Source organism: Exiguobacterium sp. SL-10 (genome assembly GCF_004337025.1).
GTDB lineage: Bacteria > Bacillota > Bacilli > Exiguobacteriales > Exiguobacteriaceae > Exiguobacterium.
Genome location: NZ_SJUP01000003.1, coordinates 37917 through 54265, shown reverse-complemented (window position 1 = coordinate 54265; position 16349 = coordinate 37917). Strand labels below are relative to the sequence as shown.

Annotated in this window: 26 protein-coding genes and 1 other annotated feature; of the genes, 8 read left to right on the top strand and 18 right to left on the bottom strand. The window is 48.4% G+C overall.

Features of this window, described 5'->3' with window-relative positions:
• Positions 1 to 56: 56 nt before the first annotated feature.
• The 8 genes from EVJ33_RS04860 to EVJ33_RS04830 all read right to left on the bottom strand — a co-directional run bounded on the left by EVJ33_RS04860 (position 57) and on the right by EVJ33_RS04830 (position 4077).
• A complete protein-coding gene (locus tag EVJ33_RS04860; protein WP_131434953.1) occupies positions 57 to 833 on the bottom strand; it encodes a hypothetical protein in 777 nt (258 codons plus the stop codon).
• A gap of 30 nt (positions 834 to 863) precedes the next feature.
• Positions 864 to 1130 carry a hypothetical protein gene (locus EVJ33_RS04855; RefSeq protein ID WP_131434951.1) on the bottom strand — a complete coding sequence of 89 codons (267 nt, stop codon included), beginning with the start codon at positions 1128 to 1130 and terminating at the stop codon, positions 864 to 866.
• A gap of 53 nt (positions 1131 to 1183) precedes the next feature.
• Positions 1184 to 1744 (bottom strand): hypothetical protein, encoded by a 561-nt coding sequence (locus EVJ33_RS04850; RefSeq protein ID WP_131434949.1) that lies wholly within the window; start codon positions 1742 to 1744, stop codon positions 1184 to 1186.
• A complete protein-coding gene (locus tag EVJ33_RS15705; protein WP_269088560.1) occupies positions 1728 to 1862 on the bottom strand; it encodes a hypothetical protein in 135 nt (44 codons plus the stop codon). Before EVJ33_RS15705 ends, EVJ33_RS04850 begins: the two co-directional genes overlap by 17 nt.
• Before the next feature lie 44 nt (positions 1863 to 1906).
• Positions 1907 to 2329: a DUF5412 family protein gene (locus tag EVJ33_RS04845; RefSeq protein ID WP_131434947.1), complete on the bottom strand. Its 423-nt coding sequence runs from the start codon at positions 2327 to 2329 to the stop codon at positions 1907 to 1909.
• Positions 2330 to 2419: 90 nt separating this feature from the next.
• Entirely contained in the window at positions 2420 to 3139 is a 720-nt protein-coding gene (locus EVJ33_RS04840; RefSeq protein WP_131434945.1) for a hypothetical protein, read from the bottom strand.
• Complete coding sequence (locus tag EVJ33_RS04835) at positions 3129 to 3761, bottom strand: hypothetical protein (RefSeq protein ID WP_131434943.1); 633 nt, start codon at positions 3759 to 3761, stop codon at positions 3129 to 3131. Before EVJ33_RS04835 ends, EVJ33_RS04840 begins: the two co-directional genes overlap by 11 nt.
• Positions 3754 to 4077 carry a hypothetical protein gene (locus EVJ33_RS04830; RefSeq protein ID WP_131434941.1) on the bottom strand — a complete coding sequence of 108 codons (324 nt, stop codon included), beginning with the start codon at positions 4075 to 4077 and terminating at the stop codon, positions 3754 to 3756. The genes EVJ33_RS04835 and EVJ33_RS04830 overlap by 8 nt, the downstream gene beginning before the upstream one ends.
• Before the next feature lie 126 nt (positions 4078 to 4203).
• Here EVJ33_RS04830 and EVJ33_RS04825 point away from each other — a divergent pair, with 126 nt between their 5' ends.
• The 3 genes from EVJ33_RS04825 (at position 4204) to EVJ33_RS04815 (ending at position 6505) form a co-directional block, all read left to right on the top strand.
• Entirely contained in the window at positions 4204 to 4650 is a 447-nt protein-coding gene (locus EVJ33_RS04825) for a hypothetical protein (RefSeq protein WP_131434939.1), read from the top strand.
• A gap of 28 nt (positions 4651 to 4678) precedes the next feature.
• Positions 4679 to 5080: a group-specific protein gene (locus EVJ33_RS04820; protein ID WP_131434937.1), complete on the top strand. Its 402-nt coding sequence runs from the start codon at positions 4679 to 4681 to the stop codon at positions 5078 to 5080.
• Between the two features lie 201 nt (positions 5081 to 5281).
• Positions 5282 to 6505, top strand: coding sequence for an MFS transporter (locus EVJ33_RS04815; protein WP_131434935.1), 1224 nt, complete (start codon positions 5282 to 5284; stop codon positions 6503 to 6505).
• A gap of 80 nt (positions 6506 to 6585) precedes the next feature.
• Here EVJ33_RS04815 and EVJ33_RS04810 read toward each other — a convergent pair whose 3' ends face one another.
• Positions 6586 to 7497, bottom strand: coding sequence for an alpha/beta fold hydrolase (locus EVJ33_RS04810; RefSeq protein WP_131434933.1), 912 nt, complete (start codon positions 7495 to 7497; stop codon positions 6586 to 6588).
• A gap of 134 nt (positions 7498 to 7631) precedes the next feature.
• Here EVJ33_RS04810 and pyrH point away from each other — a divergent pair, with 134 nt between their 5' ends.
• Both pyrH and EVJ33_RS04800 read left to right on the top strand, forming a co-directional pair.
• Positions 7632 to 8369: a UMP kinase gene (gene pyrH, locus EVJ33_RS04805; RefSeq protein WP_131434931.1), complete on the top strand. Its 738-nt coding sequence runs from the start codon at positions 7632 to 7634 to the stop codon at positions 8367 to 8369.
• Positions 8370 to 8584: 215 nt separating this feature from the next.
• Complete coding sequence (locus EVJ33_RS04800; protein ID WP_131434929.1) at positions 8585 to 9421, top strand: GGDEF domain-containing protein; 837 nt, start codon at positions 8585 to 8587, stop codon at positions 9419 to 9421.
• Here EVJ33_RS04800 and EVJ33_RS15415 read toward each other — a convergent pair.
• The 8 genes from EVJ33_RS15415 to EVJ33_RS04775 all read right to left on the bottom strand — a co-directional run bounded on the left by EVJ33_RS15415 (position 9414) and on the right by EVJ33_RS04775 (position 14143).
• The gene (locus EVJ33_RS15415; RefSeq protein ID WP_161566897.1) at positions 9414 to 9587 is read right to left on the bottom strand and encodes a hypothetical protein; all 174 of its coding nucleotides are present in this window, start codon (positions 9585 to 9587) and stop codon (positions 9414 to 9416) included. The genes EVJ33_RS04800 and EVJ33_RS15415 overlap by 8 nt on opposite strands.
• A complete protein-coding gene (locus tag EVJ33_RS04795) occupies positions 9574 to 10017 on the bottom strand; it encodes a serine hydrolase domain-containing protein (protein ID WP_161566896.1) in 444 nt (147 codons plus the stop codon). Before EVJ33_RS04795 ends, EVJ33_RS15415 begins: the two co-directional genes overlap by 14 nt.
• Before the next feature lie 11 nt (positions 10018 to 10028).
• The gene (locus tag EVJ33_RS15410; RefSeq protein ID WP_161566895.1) at positions 10029 to 10166 is read right to left on the bottom strand and encodes a hypothetical protein; all 138 of its coding nucleotides are present in this window, start codon (positions 10164 to 10166) and stop codon (positions 10029 to 10031) included.
• Positions 10167 to 10194: 28 nt separating this feature from the next.
• Positions 10195 to 10632 carry an HAD family hydrolase gene (locus tag EVJ33_RS04790; protein WP_330857560.1) on the bottom strand — a complete coding sequence of 146 codons (438 nt, stop codon included), beginning with the start codon at positions 10630 to 10632 and terminating at the stop codon, positions 10195 to 10197.
• Positions 10595 to 10837 (bottom strand): HAD family hydrolase, encoded by a 243-nt coding sequence (locus tag EVJ33_RS15730; RefSeq protein WP_330857559.1) that lies wholly within the window; start codon positions 10835 to 10837, stop codon positions 10595 to 10597. The genes EVJ33_RS04790 and EVJ33_RS15730 overlap by 38 nt, the downstream gene beginning before the upstream one ends.
• A 57-nt stretch (positions 10838 to 10894) precedes the next feature.
• Positions 10895 to 12532: a methionine--tRNA ligase gene (gene metG / locus EVJ33_RS04785; RefSeq protein ID WP_131435293.1), complete on the bottom strand. Its 1638-nt coding sequence runs from the start codon at positions 12530 to 12532 to the stop codon at positions 10895 to 10897.
• Positions 12533 to 12600: 68 nt separating this feature from the next.
• Positions 12601 to 12872 (bottom strand) — a binding site (T-box leader).
• A 53-nt stretch (positions 12873 to 12925) separates the two neighbouring features.
• The gene (locus EVJ33_RS04780; protein ID WP_131434926.1) at positions 12926 to 13576 is read right to left on the bottom strand and encodes a hypothetical protein; all 651 of its coding nucleotides are present in this window, start codon (positions 13574 to 13576) and stop codon (positions 12926 to 12928) included.
• A gap of 48 nt (positions 13577 to 13624) precedes the next feature.
• Positions 13625 to 14143, bottom strand: coding sequence for a Rossmann-fold NAD(P)-binding domain-containing protein (locus tag EVJ33_RS04775; protein ID WP_131434924.1), 519 nt, complete (start codon positions 14141 to 14143; stop codon positions 13625 to 13627).
• Between the two features lie 91 nt (positions 14144 to 14234).
• Here EVJ33_RS04775 and EVJ33_RS04770 point away from each other — a divergent pair, with 91 nt between their 5' ends.
• From EVJ33_RS04770 to EVJ33_RS04760, 3 genes are all read left to right on the top strand, one after another.
• Entirely contained in the window at positions 14235 to 14681 is a 447-nt protein-coding gene (locus EVJ33_RS04770) for a GNAT family N-acetyltransferase (protein ID WP_236634535.1), read from the top strand.
• 140 nt (positions 14682 to 14821) lie between these two features.
• Positions 14822 to 15238, top strand: a complete 417-nt coding sequence (gene arr / locus EVJ33_RS04765; protein WP_131434922.1) for an NAD(+)--rifampin ADP-ribosyltransferase — start codon at positions 14822 to 14824, stop codon at positions 15236 to 15238.
• A gap of 59 nt (positions 15239 to 15297) precedes the next feature.
• Positions 15298 to 15717 (top strand): DUF7674 family protein, encoded by a 420-nt coding sequence (locus tag EVJ33_RS04760; protein WP_131434920.1) that lies wholly within the window; start codon positions 15298 to 15300, stop codon positions 15715 to 15717.
• A gap of 163 nt (positions 15718 to 15880) precedes the next feature.
• Here EVJ33_RS04760 and EVJ33_RS04755 read toward each other — a convergent pair whose 3' ends face one another.
• Positions 15881 to 16297, bottom strand: a complete 417-nt coding sequence (locus tag EVJ33_RS04755) for an SRPBCC family protein (RefSeq protein ID WP_131434918.1) — start codon at positions 16295 to 16297, stop codon at positions 15881 to 15883.
• Positions 16298 to 16349 lie beyond the last annotated feature (52 nt).

Below are 16349 nucleotides of genomic sequence, written 5' to 3'. Positions count from 1 at the left end.
TGCAACGCCCCCTTACATCAATCAGCACCCTGACATGTTTGACTGTAAAATGTTCATCACCTGTCGACAATCTGAACGCCGCTCACTTCATAATCACCGATTTGAATGAAGTGGAACGGTTCGCCCTCCCCTAATCCTCTAGCAGTTCCCAAAAACTCAGTTACAACGTCAGGGCGCTTACGCGCACCGAACGGCCACTTGTACAACCATCCATCCTTCACAAAATAGCCGACCTGTCCTTGAATCGTCAGTGCCGAGCTGTCGTGAAGAAGCTTCGGCGTCTTAAACGTGTTGAGTCGACCGTTCAGATCGATTTGAATCAAGTCATACCAAATCGACGGACAGAGCCAAACCCCGGTTCGATCCGCTTGCAACAATTCGCAGTCGACAATGGTCGGCGGACGCACAACATCGGACTGATAGCGTTGTAACACTTCACCTGTCCTCGAGAAACAGACGAGTGCCTCGCTGGATATCCCTTCCCCGAACACCCCTTCATCGGCATAGCCAATCCAAATCCCCGTGTCGTTGACGGCGACCGCTCCGATGGCGTTGCCCGCATGGAACGAATGAAGGATCGACCCTCGCTCATCGATGACCCAAGCGTTGATGGCAGTCCCTTCCATCGTCACATCGACGACGAGAAACGTTTTTGAATCAAGGAGGCGAATGAATGGCGAACTCAAATGAAGCTGCAGTCTTAGTTTCCGCTCGTTCCAATGGACGATGGGACAATTCTCATCCAAAATAACAATTCGGTCATCACCTAAAACATCAGCATCAATGATTCGCAAATTTTTCGTTTCATATAACGTCTCAACACGTAGTTCCATCTGGATTCACCTCTCCTCGTTCGAGTCGATTTATCGCGTTTTTCGTTTTAGCAGTAAGCGGTCGAGCCCTGTACCGATCACCGCCCAAAATAGGATGGTCACCCCATATTTGACCCACATCGGGATATTCGAGGGATGCGTGAACATCTCGACGAACCAATTCGTCTCCATGATCCAAAACGGTGGACTTGTTAGAAAGAAGAGGAGCGATTTGTCGTCTGCGCCGCTCCAGTTATAGAGACAAATCAGCATCGCAACACATGTGAGCCAAAACGTAAATGATTTGATTCGAGCCATCGCCATATCCCCTGTCGTGTTTCGTATATTTAGCCAGATTCTACTGTATCCGTTCAGTGCTGCAAGCGGTTCTTATACTGCTCGAGCGTCTTACGGAAACGGGCAACCTGCTCAGGCGTCACCGGATCCGTCATCCCATAGCGCTCGTCCAAATATGGCTTGAAATCGGTGTCTATCAATCCGATACGGCGCGCCCATTCCGATAACGTCTCCGACGGAACCCATTTCTTCGTCGGCGGCAACGTCTGATGGAAGGCGATCAGGGTGTCTCGAATCACCACACCGGTCCAAGCCGGCTCTTCGATACTCGACATCGAATGCGGGACTGAGTGACGGGAGAACGTACGTGGCTTGAGCGAAGATGATTCGTCAGCTCGTTTGCGGTGCTGAAAACGACTGGTAGCGGCAAATACCAGTCCGCCAAGCAATATAAAAGCTAATAACACCAACCAATAGAAGAAGCCATCGCCTCGTACGATGATGGTCGTCACCGAATCAAACGTATAATCCAAATCGTCCAATTTCAGATGAGACTGTTCATCTTCTTTCGGATTCCTCATCTCACCTTCGAACATTTCGTTCGAATACTCAGCCGCTTCAGGTGTCGGTCTCAATTTCAAGCCCGACGTCGGAGGTCGATACCACCATTCGATCAAGAAGCTGATGAGCCGAAGTCCGACGAAGACTGCTCACACCGTCAGCATAGCCGTCCATCCAAACCGAATCATCCAACGCATCTCATCGCCTCCTCGATTCTAAAATCGTTTCATCAGTCATCAATTTGAAACGGATGAATCGACCTCCCGATTCTCGATGCCATATCGAAAATCATATACTTCCGTCATCTTCTTTAGTTTGATGTCATTTATATAAATGTGTGCGTCGTCCCAATCGACCTTAACCGTCTCGCACGGATACTCCCAAAAGATTCGAGCCCGTTCTCCTGTTTCTTTCTCCTCCATCACCCCGAGCATGGCAAATCCAGTCGTCGCGCCTCCGCTCGTTCGATAAAATTCGACTGTGAGAGCGCCGTCTGGAGAGACTTCTTCATAGACGAGGTCTCCGACAGGGACGCCGTCAATCGTATCAGCCGCAGTTAAGAAATCATAGATGGCGTAGGTACACCCAATCAACAGAAGAATAATCCCTACAGTGGCCACCATCAGAATCAGTTTATGGCTTATTTGATACCTTTTCATATCAATCCGTCCTTCCACTCTCGTATCATATATAGCATTGATGTGTGTTGTGTTATCCCAAACGAGCGGTAAGACAACAATGAGATGATGTTAGCGCTCTGATCGTCTTTGCTCGAGCTGATCAGCGTGGACAACCCAACGACCATCATGTGTTGGATAGATGCGGTACCGAAAACGATCACCGAACCATCCGATGATATCCACTGTATACATCGTCTCCCAGTGAAGCCGGTACAACTGACGAGACAAGCGATAAGAGGTGGGGAACGAGGTGACAAATTCATATGGGTCGAGACGAATGACCGGCTCACGCTGAATGAACTTGCGTTTCTCGCGTACATCAAATAACTCCAAAATCAGTTCTGCATCACCCGAATGAATTTGCACCTTCAGTGTCGCCCGAACCGATCTGGGTTTATTTACTTCTGACATCAGCTGAGAAGAGAACACATATTCATGTGCTTCGACGTGATCACGTAGCGTCCGGATGATGTCATCGGTAAAAACCATAACATCATAAGACTGAAGGGCCCATTCTATCTCAGTCAATACAGCCGGCAAGAGTGACAGGTTGTCGTTCAACGTTGTGATGTAGACTGGATATGCGCCGAACGAGTGTCTAATCTCCTCAACCTGTTCACGTTGTGCTACATCACAACATAGGATGGTGATGTTCGACGCTTTAGGGAGCTTTAGCTTCAATTGACGCATCTTCTGATGGTACAGCCAAAGCAGCGAATCAACGCCGCCCACATCATAAATCTGCCACGCATCATCTTCTTCAACCACTCGCTGAACCTCAATCCTCATGTTGACGCATCCTTTTCCGCAATTGCTCGATCCAATCATCTAAGTCTTGTTCCCTATGTAAATAGTGCCCTTCGTTGTCTAGAAGATCGATTCCACTCAACAAGATCAGTCCATCTAGCGCCGTTCGTTCAATCATCTCGTCCTCCGATTGATTGAGCACATGTCCAGCCCAATCGGAGACGTTTTCTCGAGTGACCACACCCGCCTTCACATACAACATCCATTCGATCATCTCTTCTGACTTAGGAACATTACGCTTTCTAGGAAGCTCTTCCTTAGACAGCTCCCTATGATTCAAACGTTGCGTCAAAAGCAAAAGTCGCTCTGCCGTCGGGGGCCAGTTCAAAATCGTTTCGAGCGGTGTGCGAATCACGTCAACCAGGTTATATTCGTCGTCACACGAAAAGACTTCCCCATTGCCCAAGTCAATAGCTAGCCAACTCCCTTCGTTGTCGTAACCAATGCGAATGTAACGTACGTCAATGTCTTGTAACGTACGAAGTTGTGTAGCGTCGGCCCTCGCCAACAACATTGCTTGTTTTGAAGCACCGTCTGTCGTGAACAGCTGACGTTCCACTTCCTCGTCACCCAGAGATGAGAAGATGACTTCCTGCTCAATCAATGGCCCGCCCACCTGATCGTAACCAACCCTCGAAGGAAATCGACAACGTCTCTTCCACTTCAAACGTCTCATGGCTGACGATGACGACATGATTCGTCTTGATATTCACGCAGACCGGGTCGCCTAAAAAATCTTCATACCCGACGACATATATCCCGTCCGGCCATGGCTCTTCGTCGTCTTCAAACTCTTCCTGTACTTCCTCGAAACGTTCGCGCTCGTTGATGAATGCGTTGCGAGGCAATCCTTCCCCATTCTCGAGTTTGATTTCGACCTCGTCCGCCGGCAATAGTGCTTTCAAATCCTCTTTTGTCATTGTTGTCCCACCTTCCTATTTTTCAGGCTGACTTCACCCATTCATCTTGACATATTATGACCTTGGTGTAAAATTACACTTGTAAGTAAATGTAAATATAACCCTCGTTAAGAAAGGGGTGCCATAATGGGCAATTCAAAAAGATGCCTCGTCGTCTTGTCATCGATCTATGTTATCGCGTTCGCCGTGAACCTCATTCCATCTATCATGTTTCCCGATGCGACGATTCAACCAATTCATGCTGCCGCCTCCGGCTTACTGCTCGTTTGCATGCTCGGGACGTGTTTACTGCGGAACCGAGTCGCCAAACTATTGATTATGGCCATTCTGTTCGCAAGTGTGACCGTTTTTTCACTCATCAGCTTCGAGACATACATGTATGACATCGTATTATTAGATGCCTTATTTTCGATTCAGTATCCGCTCTATATCCTGTTCGTGACACCGCTGTTCGGGCTGAACTTCTTTCTAAACGTAAATCCGGAATACGTCTCCTTGCTCGTCTTTTTCATCGCGATTTTGTTGCTCGTCATCCATGAGGTCGCGGTGACACGATTCAGTAACGTCGACTAAGCTTTTAAACTTTATGAGGAGGACTTATATGCACTTCTATATCGGCTCCCGCTTCTCGAACATCGAACAGGTCAGAGCCCTACGCAATCACCTAATCAACGACGGCCATACCCATACATACGACTGGACGACGAACGACCGCGCCACGTCACTTGAGGACTTGCGAGCCATCGGCACGAGCGAGTTGGAGGCCATCACGGCGTCAGACTTCGTCGTCATCTTACTGCCGGCCGGCAACAGCAGCCATGTCGAGCTCGGGATCGCCCTCGGTGCAGGTGTGACGGTGTTCATACATGATGCCACAAATCGCTTCGACGATTTTGAGACGACGAGCACGTTCTATCATCTACCCCACGTCATCCAATTGACCGGATCGCTCGAGGACGTGCCTCGGAACATCACCGCCCACTTTGCCGGTAAAACGCGTTAAGCCAATTATTCGTTTCTACACATTCGACAGCTATCTGGCTCTAACAAAAAGTATATCTCATCCTCTTTGCCCAATCTATGGAAAGGAAGCGAGCCGGATAATCAATTATATAAAATTTTGAAATCGATTGGATTTATCTGGTACATCAATCATTTTTGTGACATACTGTTCAAAATCTACTTTTGAACGGGGACGATGGATATGCGTACTTGGAAACAACCTTTACTTTTACTTACTGGCGTCGGCATCTCGAACCTTGGGGCCTGGGTGTACTTCATCGCCCTCAACTTGATCGTCCTCGAGATGACGCAATCGCCGTTCGCCGTGTCGGTCCTCTACATCCTCGTCCCGCTCGCGGCCCTATGCGCGAATGTTTGGTCAGGCTCGGTCATCGACCGCACCGACACGCGCCGCTTGATGATGTGGCTCGATGCGCTCCGTGCCGTCGTCGTCTTCAGTCTCGCTTTCACCGACTCACTCGCGCTCATCTATGTGCTCGTGTTTATATTGAATATCGCGAGTTCCGTCTTCGAATCAGCTTCTCTCGTGTATATGACAAAGCTCGTCCCAAGCGGCGACCGGCAACGGTTTAACGCCATGAAGAATTTCGTCCAATCAGCCGGTTTCATCTTAGGCCCGGCCATTGCGGGACTTTTGTTCATGCTCGGCAGCCCGACGCTTGCCATCCAGTTGAACGCACTGGCGTTGCTCGTGTCCGTCGGGATCCTCGCATGCTTGCCGAGGCTGTTCACGGCCAGCGACGAGGTCGAGGTGTTCAGCCTGCGCATGATTCTCGAGGACTGGAAAACAGTCGTCCGGTTCGCGTCGACCATGCGTTACGTGACGCTCGTCTATGTTCTGTTCTGTGTCATGACGATTTTCATGTCAGGGCTCGACTCACTCGAGGCGTCGTTCGCGACGCAAGTGCTCGGTTTCTCCGAGAGTCGATACGGCTTTCTCGTCAGTGTCGCCGGAGCCGGGATTATCGCCGGCTCCATCATCAATGCGACGTTCAGTGCTCGGATGACGTTACCGTTTCTAATCAGTTTCGGCGCCATCCTAACACCTGTCGGCTATCTCGTTTTCGCCTTCTCGGAATCGTTCGTGCTCGCATCCGCCGGGTTCTTCCTGCTCACGTTCGCCCTATCGTTCGCGAACACTGGCTTCTTGTCGTTTTATCAGAACAACGTGCCGACCGAACTGATGGGCCGCTTCTCGGGAGTGATCAATGTAGTCGAGTCCATCCTCATCATCGGGTTGACGTTCGGCATCGGCCTCCTCGCTGAATACGTCGGGATTCGTTCAACGTACGTTGCCTTCTCGTTCGCTTTCTTACTCGTCGGCTTGGTCACGGTTCGTGTTGTGTTAGAGCGTTCAAAACGAGCACTGTATGAGGCGGTTCTACGTGAGGAGGAAGCATCTTAATCTTTAATTGAAACTATAGAAAAACCGATTGAGACTTCACTCTCAATCGGCTCTCTTTAAGCTGTCGCGACAACAATGGCTTATTTTAACGCTTGAGTCATCTGATACATGTGTTCTTCTACCACTGAAATAATAACGTCAGGACGATCTACATGAACCGCATGCGATGACCGTTCCGCAATCACCAGCTTGCTAGTTATCGAGAGCATCGTTTGTTCACGCATGAGTTGATGCCACGTTGCTTCTAATAACTTTAACTCAGATTCAGGCAAACCGTTTAACTGGCCTTGTTCGACTTCATGGTCGGCGTCACGTCCAATCACATATACCGGCATCGAACCGAGACTTCCTAACTGTTTGATGAACCGAGCATCCGCATGCCAGTTCTTGACTTCATCCATCATCGTTTTATACAGATTTGGCCTTTGGAAAAATTGGATCAACTCTGCTTGAACATCACTCGGAAGCTTCCGCTGATTGGGTGTCAATACGGTTTGAATACATTGTGTTAACGCTGATTCGGTTTGTTCCGCATAGGCCTCACATTGTTTCAGCCAATCCTCATCTGACGCTCCCTCATTCATGATTGGCAAGTCTAGCGTATCGAGTCTTTCCGAGTCGTGCGATGTGGAGTCGATGAGCACGAGTGCAGCCACATCAGACGGATAACGCTTCGCGAAATGCTGGGCGCAAAGCCCTCCATAGGAATGTCCGAGTAAGATGATAGGACTGTCAATACGCAGAACGTATAACAGTTCTTTTAATTCACGTACAGTCGCTTCGGTGTTGCGTGTGCGTTGACTCTGTTCACTTCTGCCAATCCCCGGGCGGTGATACAGGATGACCTGATTCGTTACACTTAGCTTCTCTGTCACCTCATGCCACTCTTCGAACGAACAACCCATTCCAGTCATGATGACGATTGGTATACCATGCTCTCCTTTACGCTTCACTTCAAGTTCTGTCTCAAACACTTTCACAAAATGGTTCATGGATATCGCCCCCTAATCGTCTCCCGTTTCCAACAATCTCACTTTTCATTATAGCTGACCCGTTAAAATCATTGCTAAATAATTGAAGAACCTATATAATTTTGGAGATTTGAAATCAGAAAGGGAGTGTAGCGTTGAACAACTATCAGAACGTGCTCATCAAGTTGAGCGGGGCAGCCATCGCCGGCGAAGACAACTCAAATTTTGATGCACACAACCTCGATCAAATTGCGGTTGAAATCCTGTCATTGATCGATATGGGCATCAACGTCTCCCTGATGATCGGCGGAGGGAACATCTTCCGAGGCAACATGGCCGACGCATGGGGTATCGACCGCGTCGAGGCCGACAACATCGGCACACTCGGCACCGTCATCAACAGCTTGATGCTTCGCGGGGTCCTGAAGAGTAAGACCGACCGCGAAGTTCGGGTCATGACGGCCATGCCGATTCCGAGTATGGCCGAGCCGTACATTCGACTGAAGGCACTCACCCATCTGAACAAAGGATACGTCCTCATCTTCGCAGGTGGTAACGGTCAGCCGTTCGTCTCGACTGACTATCCGGCGGTTCAACGCGCGGTCGAGATGCACTGTGACGCCCTGTTCGTCGCCAAAAACGGAATCTCCGGCGTCTATACGGACGACCCGAATCGTTCGAGCACGGCGAGACAATATACATCGCTCCACTATAACGATGTGTTGCGCCATGACTTGAAGGTGATGGATCAATCGGCGCTGCTTCTCGCGCGAGACAATCATCTCCCGGTCCATGTGTTCGACTTTGACGAGACGGGCGCGATGAAGCGCATCTGTATGGGCGAATCGATTGGCACGTTGATTCACGATGGCAGGACTAACTTTGCCACATAACTGACGACACCACCGACATCTGTCCCGGTGGTGTCGTTTACTTCATCCGCTCGAAGAAACGCACTTGCTCCGATTCGAAAAACGAGCTCATCGTCCCAATCTGATGTTCTATAATGAAGGTGACGGACATCTTTGATTGGTTATTTCCCACACATAGCGGGTAATTGAGATGGTGGCTCATCGCGAGCTGATTTAAAACAGATGGAGGGTTAAACATGAAGCAATGGACCAATGAATCGACTTATTTGTTCGGGCTCATCGCCTGTATGATTGTCGGCTCGATGGCATTCACCGTTCTTTTGTCCGATAGTAACACCGGTCTTCTCGGCTACTTGATTTTACCGGCCGTCGTTCTATCTTCCCTTATCTTCGGAATGCGGGCCGGGCTGACCCTGTCTGTATCACTCCTTCTCTTTTTATTCATCTATTTCCGATGGTTCGCATCCATCTATGAAGCAGGAAACGTTCAGTTTTTCAACGGCAGAGGTATCAGTTTTACGATTTTGCTGCTCGTCATGTCCATTTTGTCCGGTCTCGTTCATCAACTCGTGAAGAACGTACAACTGTCACGTCTCGAGTTAGAGGAGCGTACCCGACAGCTCGTGGCCGTCGACCCTGAGACGTGGCTCGATAACGCCGAACGGTTTCGGATGGACTTGAATGCCGAACGCGATCGCCTCATTCGCCACGGTGACGCCTTCACGGTCTCGTTCATTCAGATTCATGAGCTGAGACAATTCGAAGAACGGTTTGGACGGACCGAGTATGAATGGTTCTTGAATTACTTCAGTGACGAGCTCCACCTGGCCACGAGACGAACAGATCATAAATACCGAGTCGCTCTAGACACGTTCGCCATCATCTATCCGCACACGTCCCCTGAGGCCGCCCGCGTCGTCCATGATCGGATTCGCCCGTTACTCGAACAGTACGAGCTTCAAAGCGGTGAACACGTGTCGTTGACGCATGAGCATACGTTTTATGACGTGAATCTAGAAAATTGCAACGCAGCCGTTGATGAAATCAATGCGAACATGTCGACATTCAGTTGAATGTCGCACGATAAACATCCCCAATCAGACCATCTATTTGATGTACCCCTAAATCTGCATTCGTCATGATGATCAGTGATTTACCGATGTCCGGGTACGCCACGAGCATGCTTTGAAACCAATCCCCAGCCGAGCGAGGATAGCTCTCGCTGCTACTGTTTCCCATCAAGAAAGACACCGGGGTTCAACGACGAAGCAGACAGCATGTCTTCTACCATCCGAGGAGACAGTACGCGACTGTTCCCTTTCACCGCCTCCATCAGTTCGATGACGACGCGCATCAAATCCTCTGTCGTCGTCCATAGCCCGGCCTCCGATGGATATGGATAGTGCGGGATGATGGGGGCGACGGAATGGCCGCGCTTGTCGTGGCCGCTCGCGAACGTCACACTTTCCACCTCGAAGTCACACCCACTCGCATGCATACCGAGCGGGAAGAACAGCTCGTCACGTATCACATCCGCGAACGGGCGCTTCAGGACGTCCTCAACCAACAGTTGAATCACACCAAATCCAGCCTCCGAATAATGAAACGCTTGGCCCGGCTCGCCAGTCACCTGAACCGGTCCGTCGTGATACGGCGTTTCTCCGTTCAATAAAGAGCGTGTCAGCCGTCACGAGTTGACCGCTCTCCGTCGCTACCGTACCGATCCATCAATTGCCCATGTTCAAGCCAGACGATGCTACAACCCGGAACGCGATGATGTCTCATCCGCTCCTCGATATACGCTACATCTAACGGCATCACGCAACTTCCTCTCCTAAAGATAATCTCACCGCATCACAATCAATTCGGACAAATCGTCAATCGAATCATCGGCGTCTGCTTCAGACTCCTCCCACCGGTCGTTCCGTTTCCAAACCGTCCGCATGCCGACTCGCTTAGCGGCTTGAATATCATGGAGCGCGTGATCCCCGACTAACATGGCAGTTTCTGGCGTAACGTCTAATGCCTCGAGAGCCCAATGAAACAGCTCGGGATCTGGTTTCTTCATGCCTTCCCATTCAGAGACGAGAATACAATCGAAATAGTCACTGATCCCTAAACCATGGATGGACTTCATTTGAAATTCGCCAAATCCGTTCGTGATGATACCGAGTCGAAGACCACGCGCTTTTAAGGCGTTCAGCATCGAGTCGAGATTCGGGAAAGCGACACAGCAATGCTGAAACTCATTCACATAGTCGTCGAGTGATTCTACTAATCTCAAATTCCTGAATCAACTGGTCATACACCGCGTCTTTCCATCGATATCCATGATTGTCGAGTTCGATGAAGCACGTGACATAATCTCGTTCTTCGATGCCTTTCAGACGTTCTTTCAAGCGCGCATACTGGTCATGGATGAACCGTCGCACGGATTCATCACGGTCTAGCAGCGTGCCATCTAAATCGAATATGACGGCCTTAATCATCGATATGGCCCCTTTCACATATTCATCATTCGAAATGAGGAATACACCTCCATCCCGTCATGTGATTGATTGCTCGTAAAGTCTCGCCCGTTCTTCCTCAATGTTGGCCACATCGATTCTGTCAAATAACGGAGCCACCTTGTTCAAACGATGTGATTTGATCCTTACAACATTCCATCCCTCGCCCACCACGTTAATCATTTCGTAAATATTCTCACTCGAGAATGGCAGAAACGGTTCCAAGATACGTCCCAAATTAATAATCAAATGAACGCAGTTCGCTAGCGTCTGTTGACACTCTTGTTCACTTGTATTGATTTCTTTCCAAGGTTGCTGTTGATCGAAATATTTATTCGAAAATCGAACCACTTCAAAAACCGTCTCCAAGCCTTGCTTGAATTTCGCTTGTTCAATGAGTTGACCCACATCTTCATACAACGTTTCAATTTTTGATTGAATCTCGATCGATACGTCTACGTCGGGAATGACGCTTTCAAATGATTTCTCAATGAATTTAAGCGTTCGGTTGACAAAATTCCCGTAAGCTCCTAGCAATTCACCATTGTGACTATAGATGAATTCTTTCCACGAAAAATCGGCATCCCTGTTCTCAGGTGCGTTGATGGTCATAAAATAGCGAATCGAATCCGCATCGTACCGCTCTAACAAATCCGGTACCCAAACTGCCCAGTTCTTGCTCGTGGATAATTTTCGTTTCTCGAGCGTTACATACTCGTTCGAGACAATGTGCGTCGGTAACGCTTTGTCTCCCAAGGCATCAAGAATCGCGGCCCATATCACGGTATGAAAAGGGACATTGTCTTTTCCATGTACGTAATATGATCGCACAGCAGGTGACCAAAACGGTGAATCATCAGTTCCGTTAGTATGCGCCCATAGTTGACTCGCCGTGTAATAGCCTGCTACCGCTTCAATCCACACATATATCTTTTTCGCTTCATATCCTTTGATTGGCACGCTGACACCGATTGATAAATCTCGTGATACGGCACGGTCTTGCAACCCTTCGCTCAAGTATCTGTTCGTCAGTGAGATCGCATTCTCACGCCAAAGTGAATGGGTCTGCGCATGGGTCACATACGATTCTAACGTTTTTTGAAACGAGCTCAATGAAAGATAAAAATGTTCAGTCGAACGTGTCGTCGGTTCGTTCCCACAAAGCTTACATTGGCGCTCCAGCAAATCGAGCGGCTCGAGCATTTTAGAACAATGGTCACATTGGTCGCCACGCGCTTGACCATGACATTGCGGACAAACTCCTTCCACATAGCGATCCGGAAGAAATTGTTCACAATGGGTACAATAGCTTTGTTCGACTTCTTTTTTATAGATCAGTCCCTTTTGAAGCAAATTGAGAAAGATGCGTTGCACGCTCCGATGATGGAACGCGGTGTCCGTCCTTGTATACACATCATATGAAAATCCGAGCTTAGAAAAACATGCTTCAAACTCTTCATGGTACCGATCCGCGATAGCAGCCGGGGATACGCCTTCTTGTTTCGCCCTGACTGTAATCGGGGTCCCGTTGCAGTCGCTGCCTGACACGTACAGTACTTCTTCTCCTTTTAGCCGAAAATATCTTGCTAAAATATCTCCAGAAAGAAGACTCGAAACATGTCCTAAATGTAAAGATCCGTTCGCATACACCCAAGCCCCACCAATGAATACAGCCATGACTTCATTCCTCCAGTTAATTAGTTGAATAGAAAACAAAAAAACCTCGCCCTCAACTGTTCATAACAGTTAAGGACGAGGTTTGGATTCCCCGTGGTACCACCTTAGTTCGCAAAATGGCTTACACCATTTGCCTCTTCAAGTACAGAACAAAAAATCGTTCGTATACCGTGACATTGATAACGGGTGCCAATTCCCGTCGAAGCCTACTCATACGTTTCGTACTTTCGGGTCGAAGCTCAGAGACCATTTTCAAGTGGGGATTTTCAACTTCTTTTCAGCTACCGAAGTTCTCTGTATAAAAATCGAGTCACTCTACTTTTCTCATCTATGCCTTTATCGAATATGTAAGAGTATCATATTCGTATTGGAATTTTTAGTCAATCAAAATTTTCAAGTTTGTGGAAGAAGCACGTTGTTTTTTTTCGTCACCGTATCGATAATCCGGGTGTGCGTATCGTTTTTCGAGAGCAATACGGTCTCGCCCGTCTCGTCAAAACAGTAAGCGATTGGAATTGAAAATCCACAGTTCCGATACGACCCGTCGGCGTGGCTCGTCCCGAGTATGATTGAGCGTTGTTGCATCGCGATTTGCTTCGCTTCGCCGGACCAGTCCGCATATTGTACTTCGCTGAACATGCCGACGCCAATCGGATTGAAGATGCGTTGGATGTTATCTTTCGATTTGAGTCCGTCGAGCCCCATGAAGATTTCTCGACAGAGCACATATCCGTATCGGTGAACGTCGTCCTCGACGGTTGACGGCATGAAGAGCGGCATCGTTTCCGGCGTCTTGGCACGGTCCAACAGCATCTCCCCTCGCTTGTTGATGATAAAGGCGCGGTCCACGTTCTGCTCGTTTCGATAGCCCATCACGACCGCTGTCTGGAATCGCTTCGCGAGTTTCTTGACCTCGGGAAGATGGGTAACCTGACAATAGCCTTCCGGGTACAAGATCAAGTCCACATCGGGGTTCGCTTTGATGTCTTGACTGAATTGCTCTAGGTGTTTTTCCATTTTGGGTTGGCCAATCAGAATCTTCATATGTACGGCACACCTTTCTCAAATTTACATTTTTTAAAATCAATATTCTCACTTCGTTGCAAAGCCGACTAAACAAAGAGGTTTCTTCTCATGAATCGCCTCGACCACGCCTCCGGCAATCTCTTCATGCGTCAACCAGCGGCGCTGACCTTTCACGACCTGATAGCCGAGTTGTACTTGGTGATAACGGACATTTTTAGGGATCCTCAGCCCGTTCCTCACACCGCTCGGATTCGCGCGGCTCCCGAGAACATGGAACACGTCCGTGCCCCCGCGCAGTGCTGACAACACACACGGTAAGGCGTTAGCTGCGTCCGAATGAATCCAGGCAACGACCAAGTCGAAATCTCCGTGATCCGCAATCGAACTTCGCAACGCTTCCTTGAGACGCAAGTCGTCCCGATAGTCGAACAATATGGCAGACAGCCGATCTGGCGATTGATCGGTCAATCGGTTCATTTTCTCGGCATCCCGTCCGATGATGGACACGTGATACCCAACCTCTGCTAACCAAAGGACCGTCCCCGCCAGCATCCCGCTGCCGCCGATCACTAGCGCATGTTTCACGATATATCTGTCCCTTCTGTCCGTTTATAAGTATGGAAGGAATCCTGTCTTACGAGAGCGAAATCCACATATAACATCCCCTCAAGGAGGCATGATTCCCATTCCATCGACCATCTATTTCATCAAACCAATCGAGTCGCCACACGAACTCGATGAATCGTTCCCAGTCATGAACCAACTGCGTACCGACCTGACGCTCGACACGTATCGTGAAATCGTAGCCGCCATGCGACCGCAAGGCTATGAACTGTATGCGTTATACGCCGACGATGCGATTGTATCGCTTGCGGGTATTGAGCTCCGCGTCAATCTATATCTCGAGAAACACGTCTTCATTTACGACCTTGTGACGTGCGCGAACCATCGCTCGAACGGATATGGTGAGATGCTGCTTCACTTCGTCCACGAATACGCCCGCGACCATAGTGCCAAATACGTCGCCCTTGAGTCAGGACTTGCCCGGACCGAGGCGCACCGCTTTTATAAAGACAAAATGGACTATGCCATCACGAGCTATTCGTTTCGTAAACAGCTTTGAATTCGTTGTAACGAAAAAGGAAGAGCCTGTCGCTCTTCCCGTCTCTATTATATCGTGATTCTCGAACCAAAAACAGACTGTGTTCTCCTAAATTCATCCACTATACTGTGAAGACAACCTGACTGAAGGAGAGATGAAGCATGACTGATGACATGAGACCGCTCGATCCAGGCCCGTTTTTTCACGGCACGAAAGCCGAACTGAAGCTAGGTGACTTGCTAGAACCGAAGCGACGCTCAAACTATCAAGATAAGCAGTCGAATTACATCTATTTCACGGCCACCCTCGACGCCGCCAAATGGGGTGCCGAACTGGCGAGCGGTGAGGCTCGTGAACGCATCTATCTCGTCGAACCGACGGGTGACTTCGAGAATGACCCGAACTTGACGGACAAGCGCTTCCCTGGCAATCCGACCCGGTCGTACCGGTCGAACGCCCCGCTCAAAGTCGTGGCCGAGCTCGGGACGTGGGAACGCCATCCGGATGATGTGATCACGCATATGCTTGAATCGCTTGAGAACCTGCGGCAATCAGGAGAAGATGTGATTGACGACTGATACGAAGGCGAGGCACCTTGAATCATTCCTTTACACAATACTATCAGCGAGGGAAAACTATGAAAAAAGAAATCTCTAAATGCGAAGTGATGGAACTATTTTTACAAGCGTGTCCTTCCTATAGAAATCGATGGAATGCATATGTTGAAGACAATTACGAGACTGGAGATGAGCAGTTACTGTATATCGATTTTGCTGATCTTGCTGCGCACATCGTTGACTTGTATAGACAAAACAAGTTGAAAGAGTTTCCGGCGGTGTTTCATGTCATTGAATTATTTCACACAACTGGTGATCCTTACGTTAAAGAAGCTGTGACAATCGGATTATTGGAAGATATGCAAAACAAATTATTATACAGCGGAAGAGAGACGAGTGTATTTCATGAATATTTGCATCAAGAATCACTTGAATGGTGGAATCATCTTAATGATTTTTGGGATGGAAAAACGAAATACGTTGGTGGTCCTGAGAGATAATCCTACTTCTAGGAAAAACCATTTTTAATGGGTTGAGCTCTACTTCATTGAATTCATACAATAATATCCTCACCTCTGAAAAAATAAAGAATAGACACTCTGTTTACATTTCGACATCGAAAAGTGTACAGAGTGTCTCCTCTCAAACTTTTTTATGCATACGTTAGTTTTCTTCAACGTACTTTTTAAAATGCTCAAGGATTGCTTGCCAACCTTGACGCTGTAACTCAAGCGGATTCATCGATTCCGCGTCAAACGTTTCAACAATTTTTGTTTGCTCACCTTCTGAAACAAATGAAATGTGTACTCTGCGTTCATCTTCAAAGTGATATTGAATGAGTTGATTGACTAATACTTCATCATATACACCTTCAAAATCGAAGGCCATACTTTTGTCTTTAGCCTCCATCCGACTTCGAAACTTTCCACCGGCTCTCAAGTCATTCTCTGCTTCCGTCGTGTGCCAATCTTCTGATGCATGATTCCATTGCTTAATATGGTCAGGTTCTGTCCAAAGTCGCCATACTTTATCGATTGGCGCATCAACGAGAGATGATACCGTCACTGTATTTGATTCCATCTAATAATCTCCTTTGAAATGAATTGTTTCTACACGCTTTAACGTCGACTCT

Bases quoted from the DNA above. Each gene is read 5' to 3' on its own strand.
- EVJ33_RS04860 (WP_131434953.1), bottom strand. From the start codon at position 833: ATGGAACTACGTGTTGAGACGTTATATGAAACGAAAAATTTGCGAATC.
- EVJ33_RS04855 (WP_131434951.1), bottom strand. From the start codon at position 1,130: ATGGCTCGAATCAAATCATTTACGTTTTGGCTCACATGTGTTGCGATG.
- EVJ33_RS04845 (WP_131434947.1), bottom strand. From the start codon at position 2,329: ATGAAAAGGTATCAAATAAGCCATAAACTGATTCTGATGGTGGCCACT.
- EVJ33_RS04840 (WP_131434945.1), bottom strand. From the start codon at position 3,139: ATGAGGATTGAGGTTCAGCGAGTGGTTGAAGAAGATGATGCGTGGCAG.
- EVJ33_RS04830 (WP_131434941.1), bottom strand. From the start codon at position 4,077: ATGACAAAAGAGGATTTGAAAGCACTATTGCCGGCGGACGAGGTCGAA.
- EVJ33_RS04825 (WP_131434939.1), top strand. From the start codon at position 4,204: ATGGGCAATTCAAAAAGATGCCTCGTCGTCTTGTCATCGATCTATGTT.
- EVJ33_RS04820 (WP_131434937.1), top strand. From the start codon at position 4,679: ATGCACTTCTATATCGGCTCCCGCTTCTCGAACATCGAACAGGTCAGA.
- EVJ33_RS04815 (WP_131434935.1), top strand. From the start codon at position 5,282: ATGCGTACTTGGAAACAACCTTTACTTTTACTTACTGGCGTCGGCATC.
- EVJ33_RS04810 (WP_131434933.1), bottom strand. From the start codon at position 7,497: ATGAACCATTTTGTGAAAGTGTTTGAGACAGAACTTGAAGTGAAGCGT.
- EVJ33_RS04800 (WP_131434929.1), top strand. From the start codon at position 8,585: ATGAAGCAATGGACCAATGAATCGACTTATTTGTTCGGGCTCATCGCC.
- EVJ33_RS15415 (WP_161566897.1), bottom strand. From the start codon at position 9,587: ATGGGAAACAGTAGCAGCGAGAGCTATCCTCGCTCGGCTGGGGATTGG.
- EVJ33_RS15410 (WP_161566895.1), bottom strand. From the start codon at position 10,166: ATGCCGTTAGATGTAGCGTATATCGAGGAGCGGATGAGACATCATCGC.
- EVJ33_RS15730 (WP_330857559.1), bottom strand. From the start codon at position 10,837: ATGATTAAGGCCGTCATATTCGATTTAGATGGCACGCTGCTAGACCGT.
- metG (WP_131435293.1), bottom strand. From the start codon at position 12,532: ATGGCTGTATTCATTGGTGGGGCTTGGGTGTATGCGAACGGATCTTTA.
- EVJ33_RS04780 (WP_131434926.1), bottom strand. From the start codon at position 13,576: ATGAAGATTCTGATTGGCCAACCCAAAATGGAAAAACACCTAGAGCAA.
- EVJ33_RS04770 (WP_236634535.1), top strand. From the start codon at position 14,235: ATGATTCCCATTCCATCGACCATCTATTTCATCAAACCAATCGAGTCG.
- arr (WP_131434922.1), top strand. From the start codon at position 14,822: ATGACTGATGACATGAGACCGCTCGATCCAGGCCCGTTTTTTCACGGC.
- EVJ33_RS04760 (WP_131434920.1), top strand. From the start codon at position 15,298: ATGAAAAAAGAAATCTCTAAATGCGAAGTGATGGAACTATTTTTACAA.
- EVJ33_RS04755 (WP_131434918.1), bottom strand. From the start codon at position 16,297: ATGGAATCAAATACAGTGACGGTATCATCTCTCGTTGATGCGCCAATC.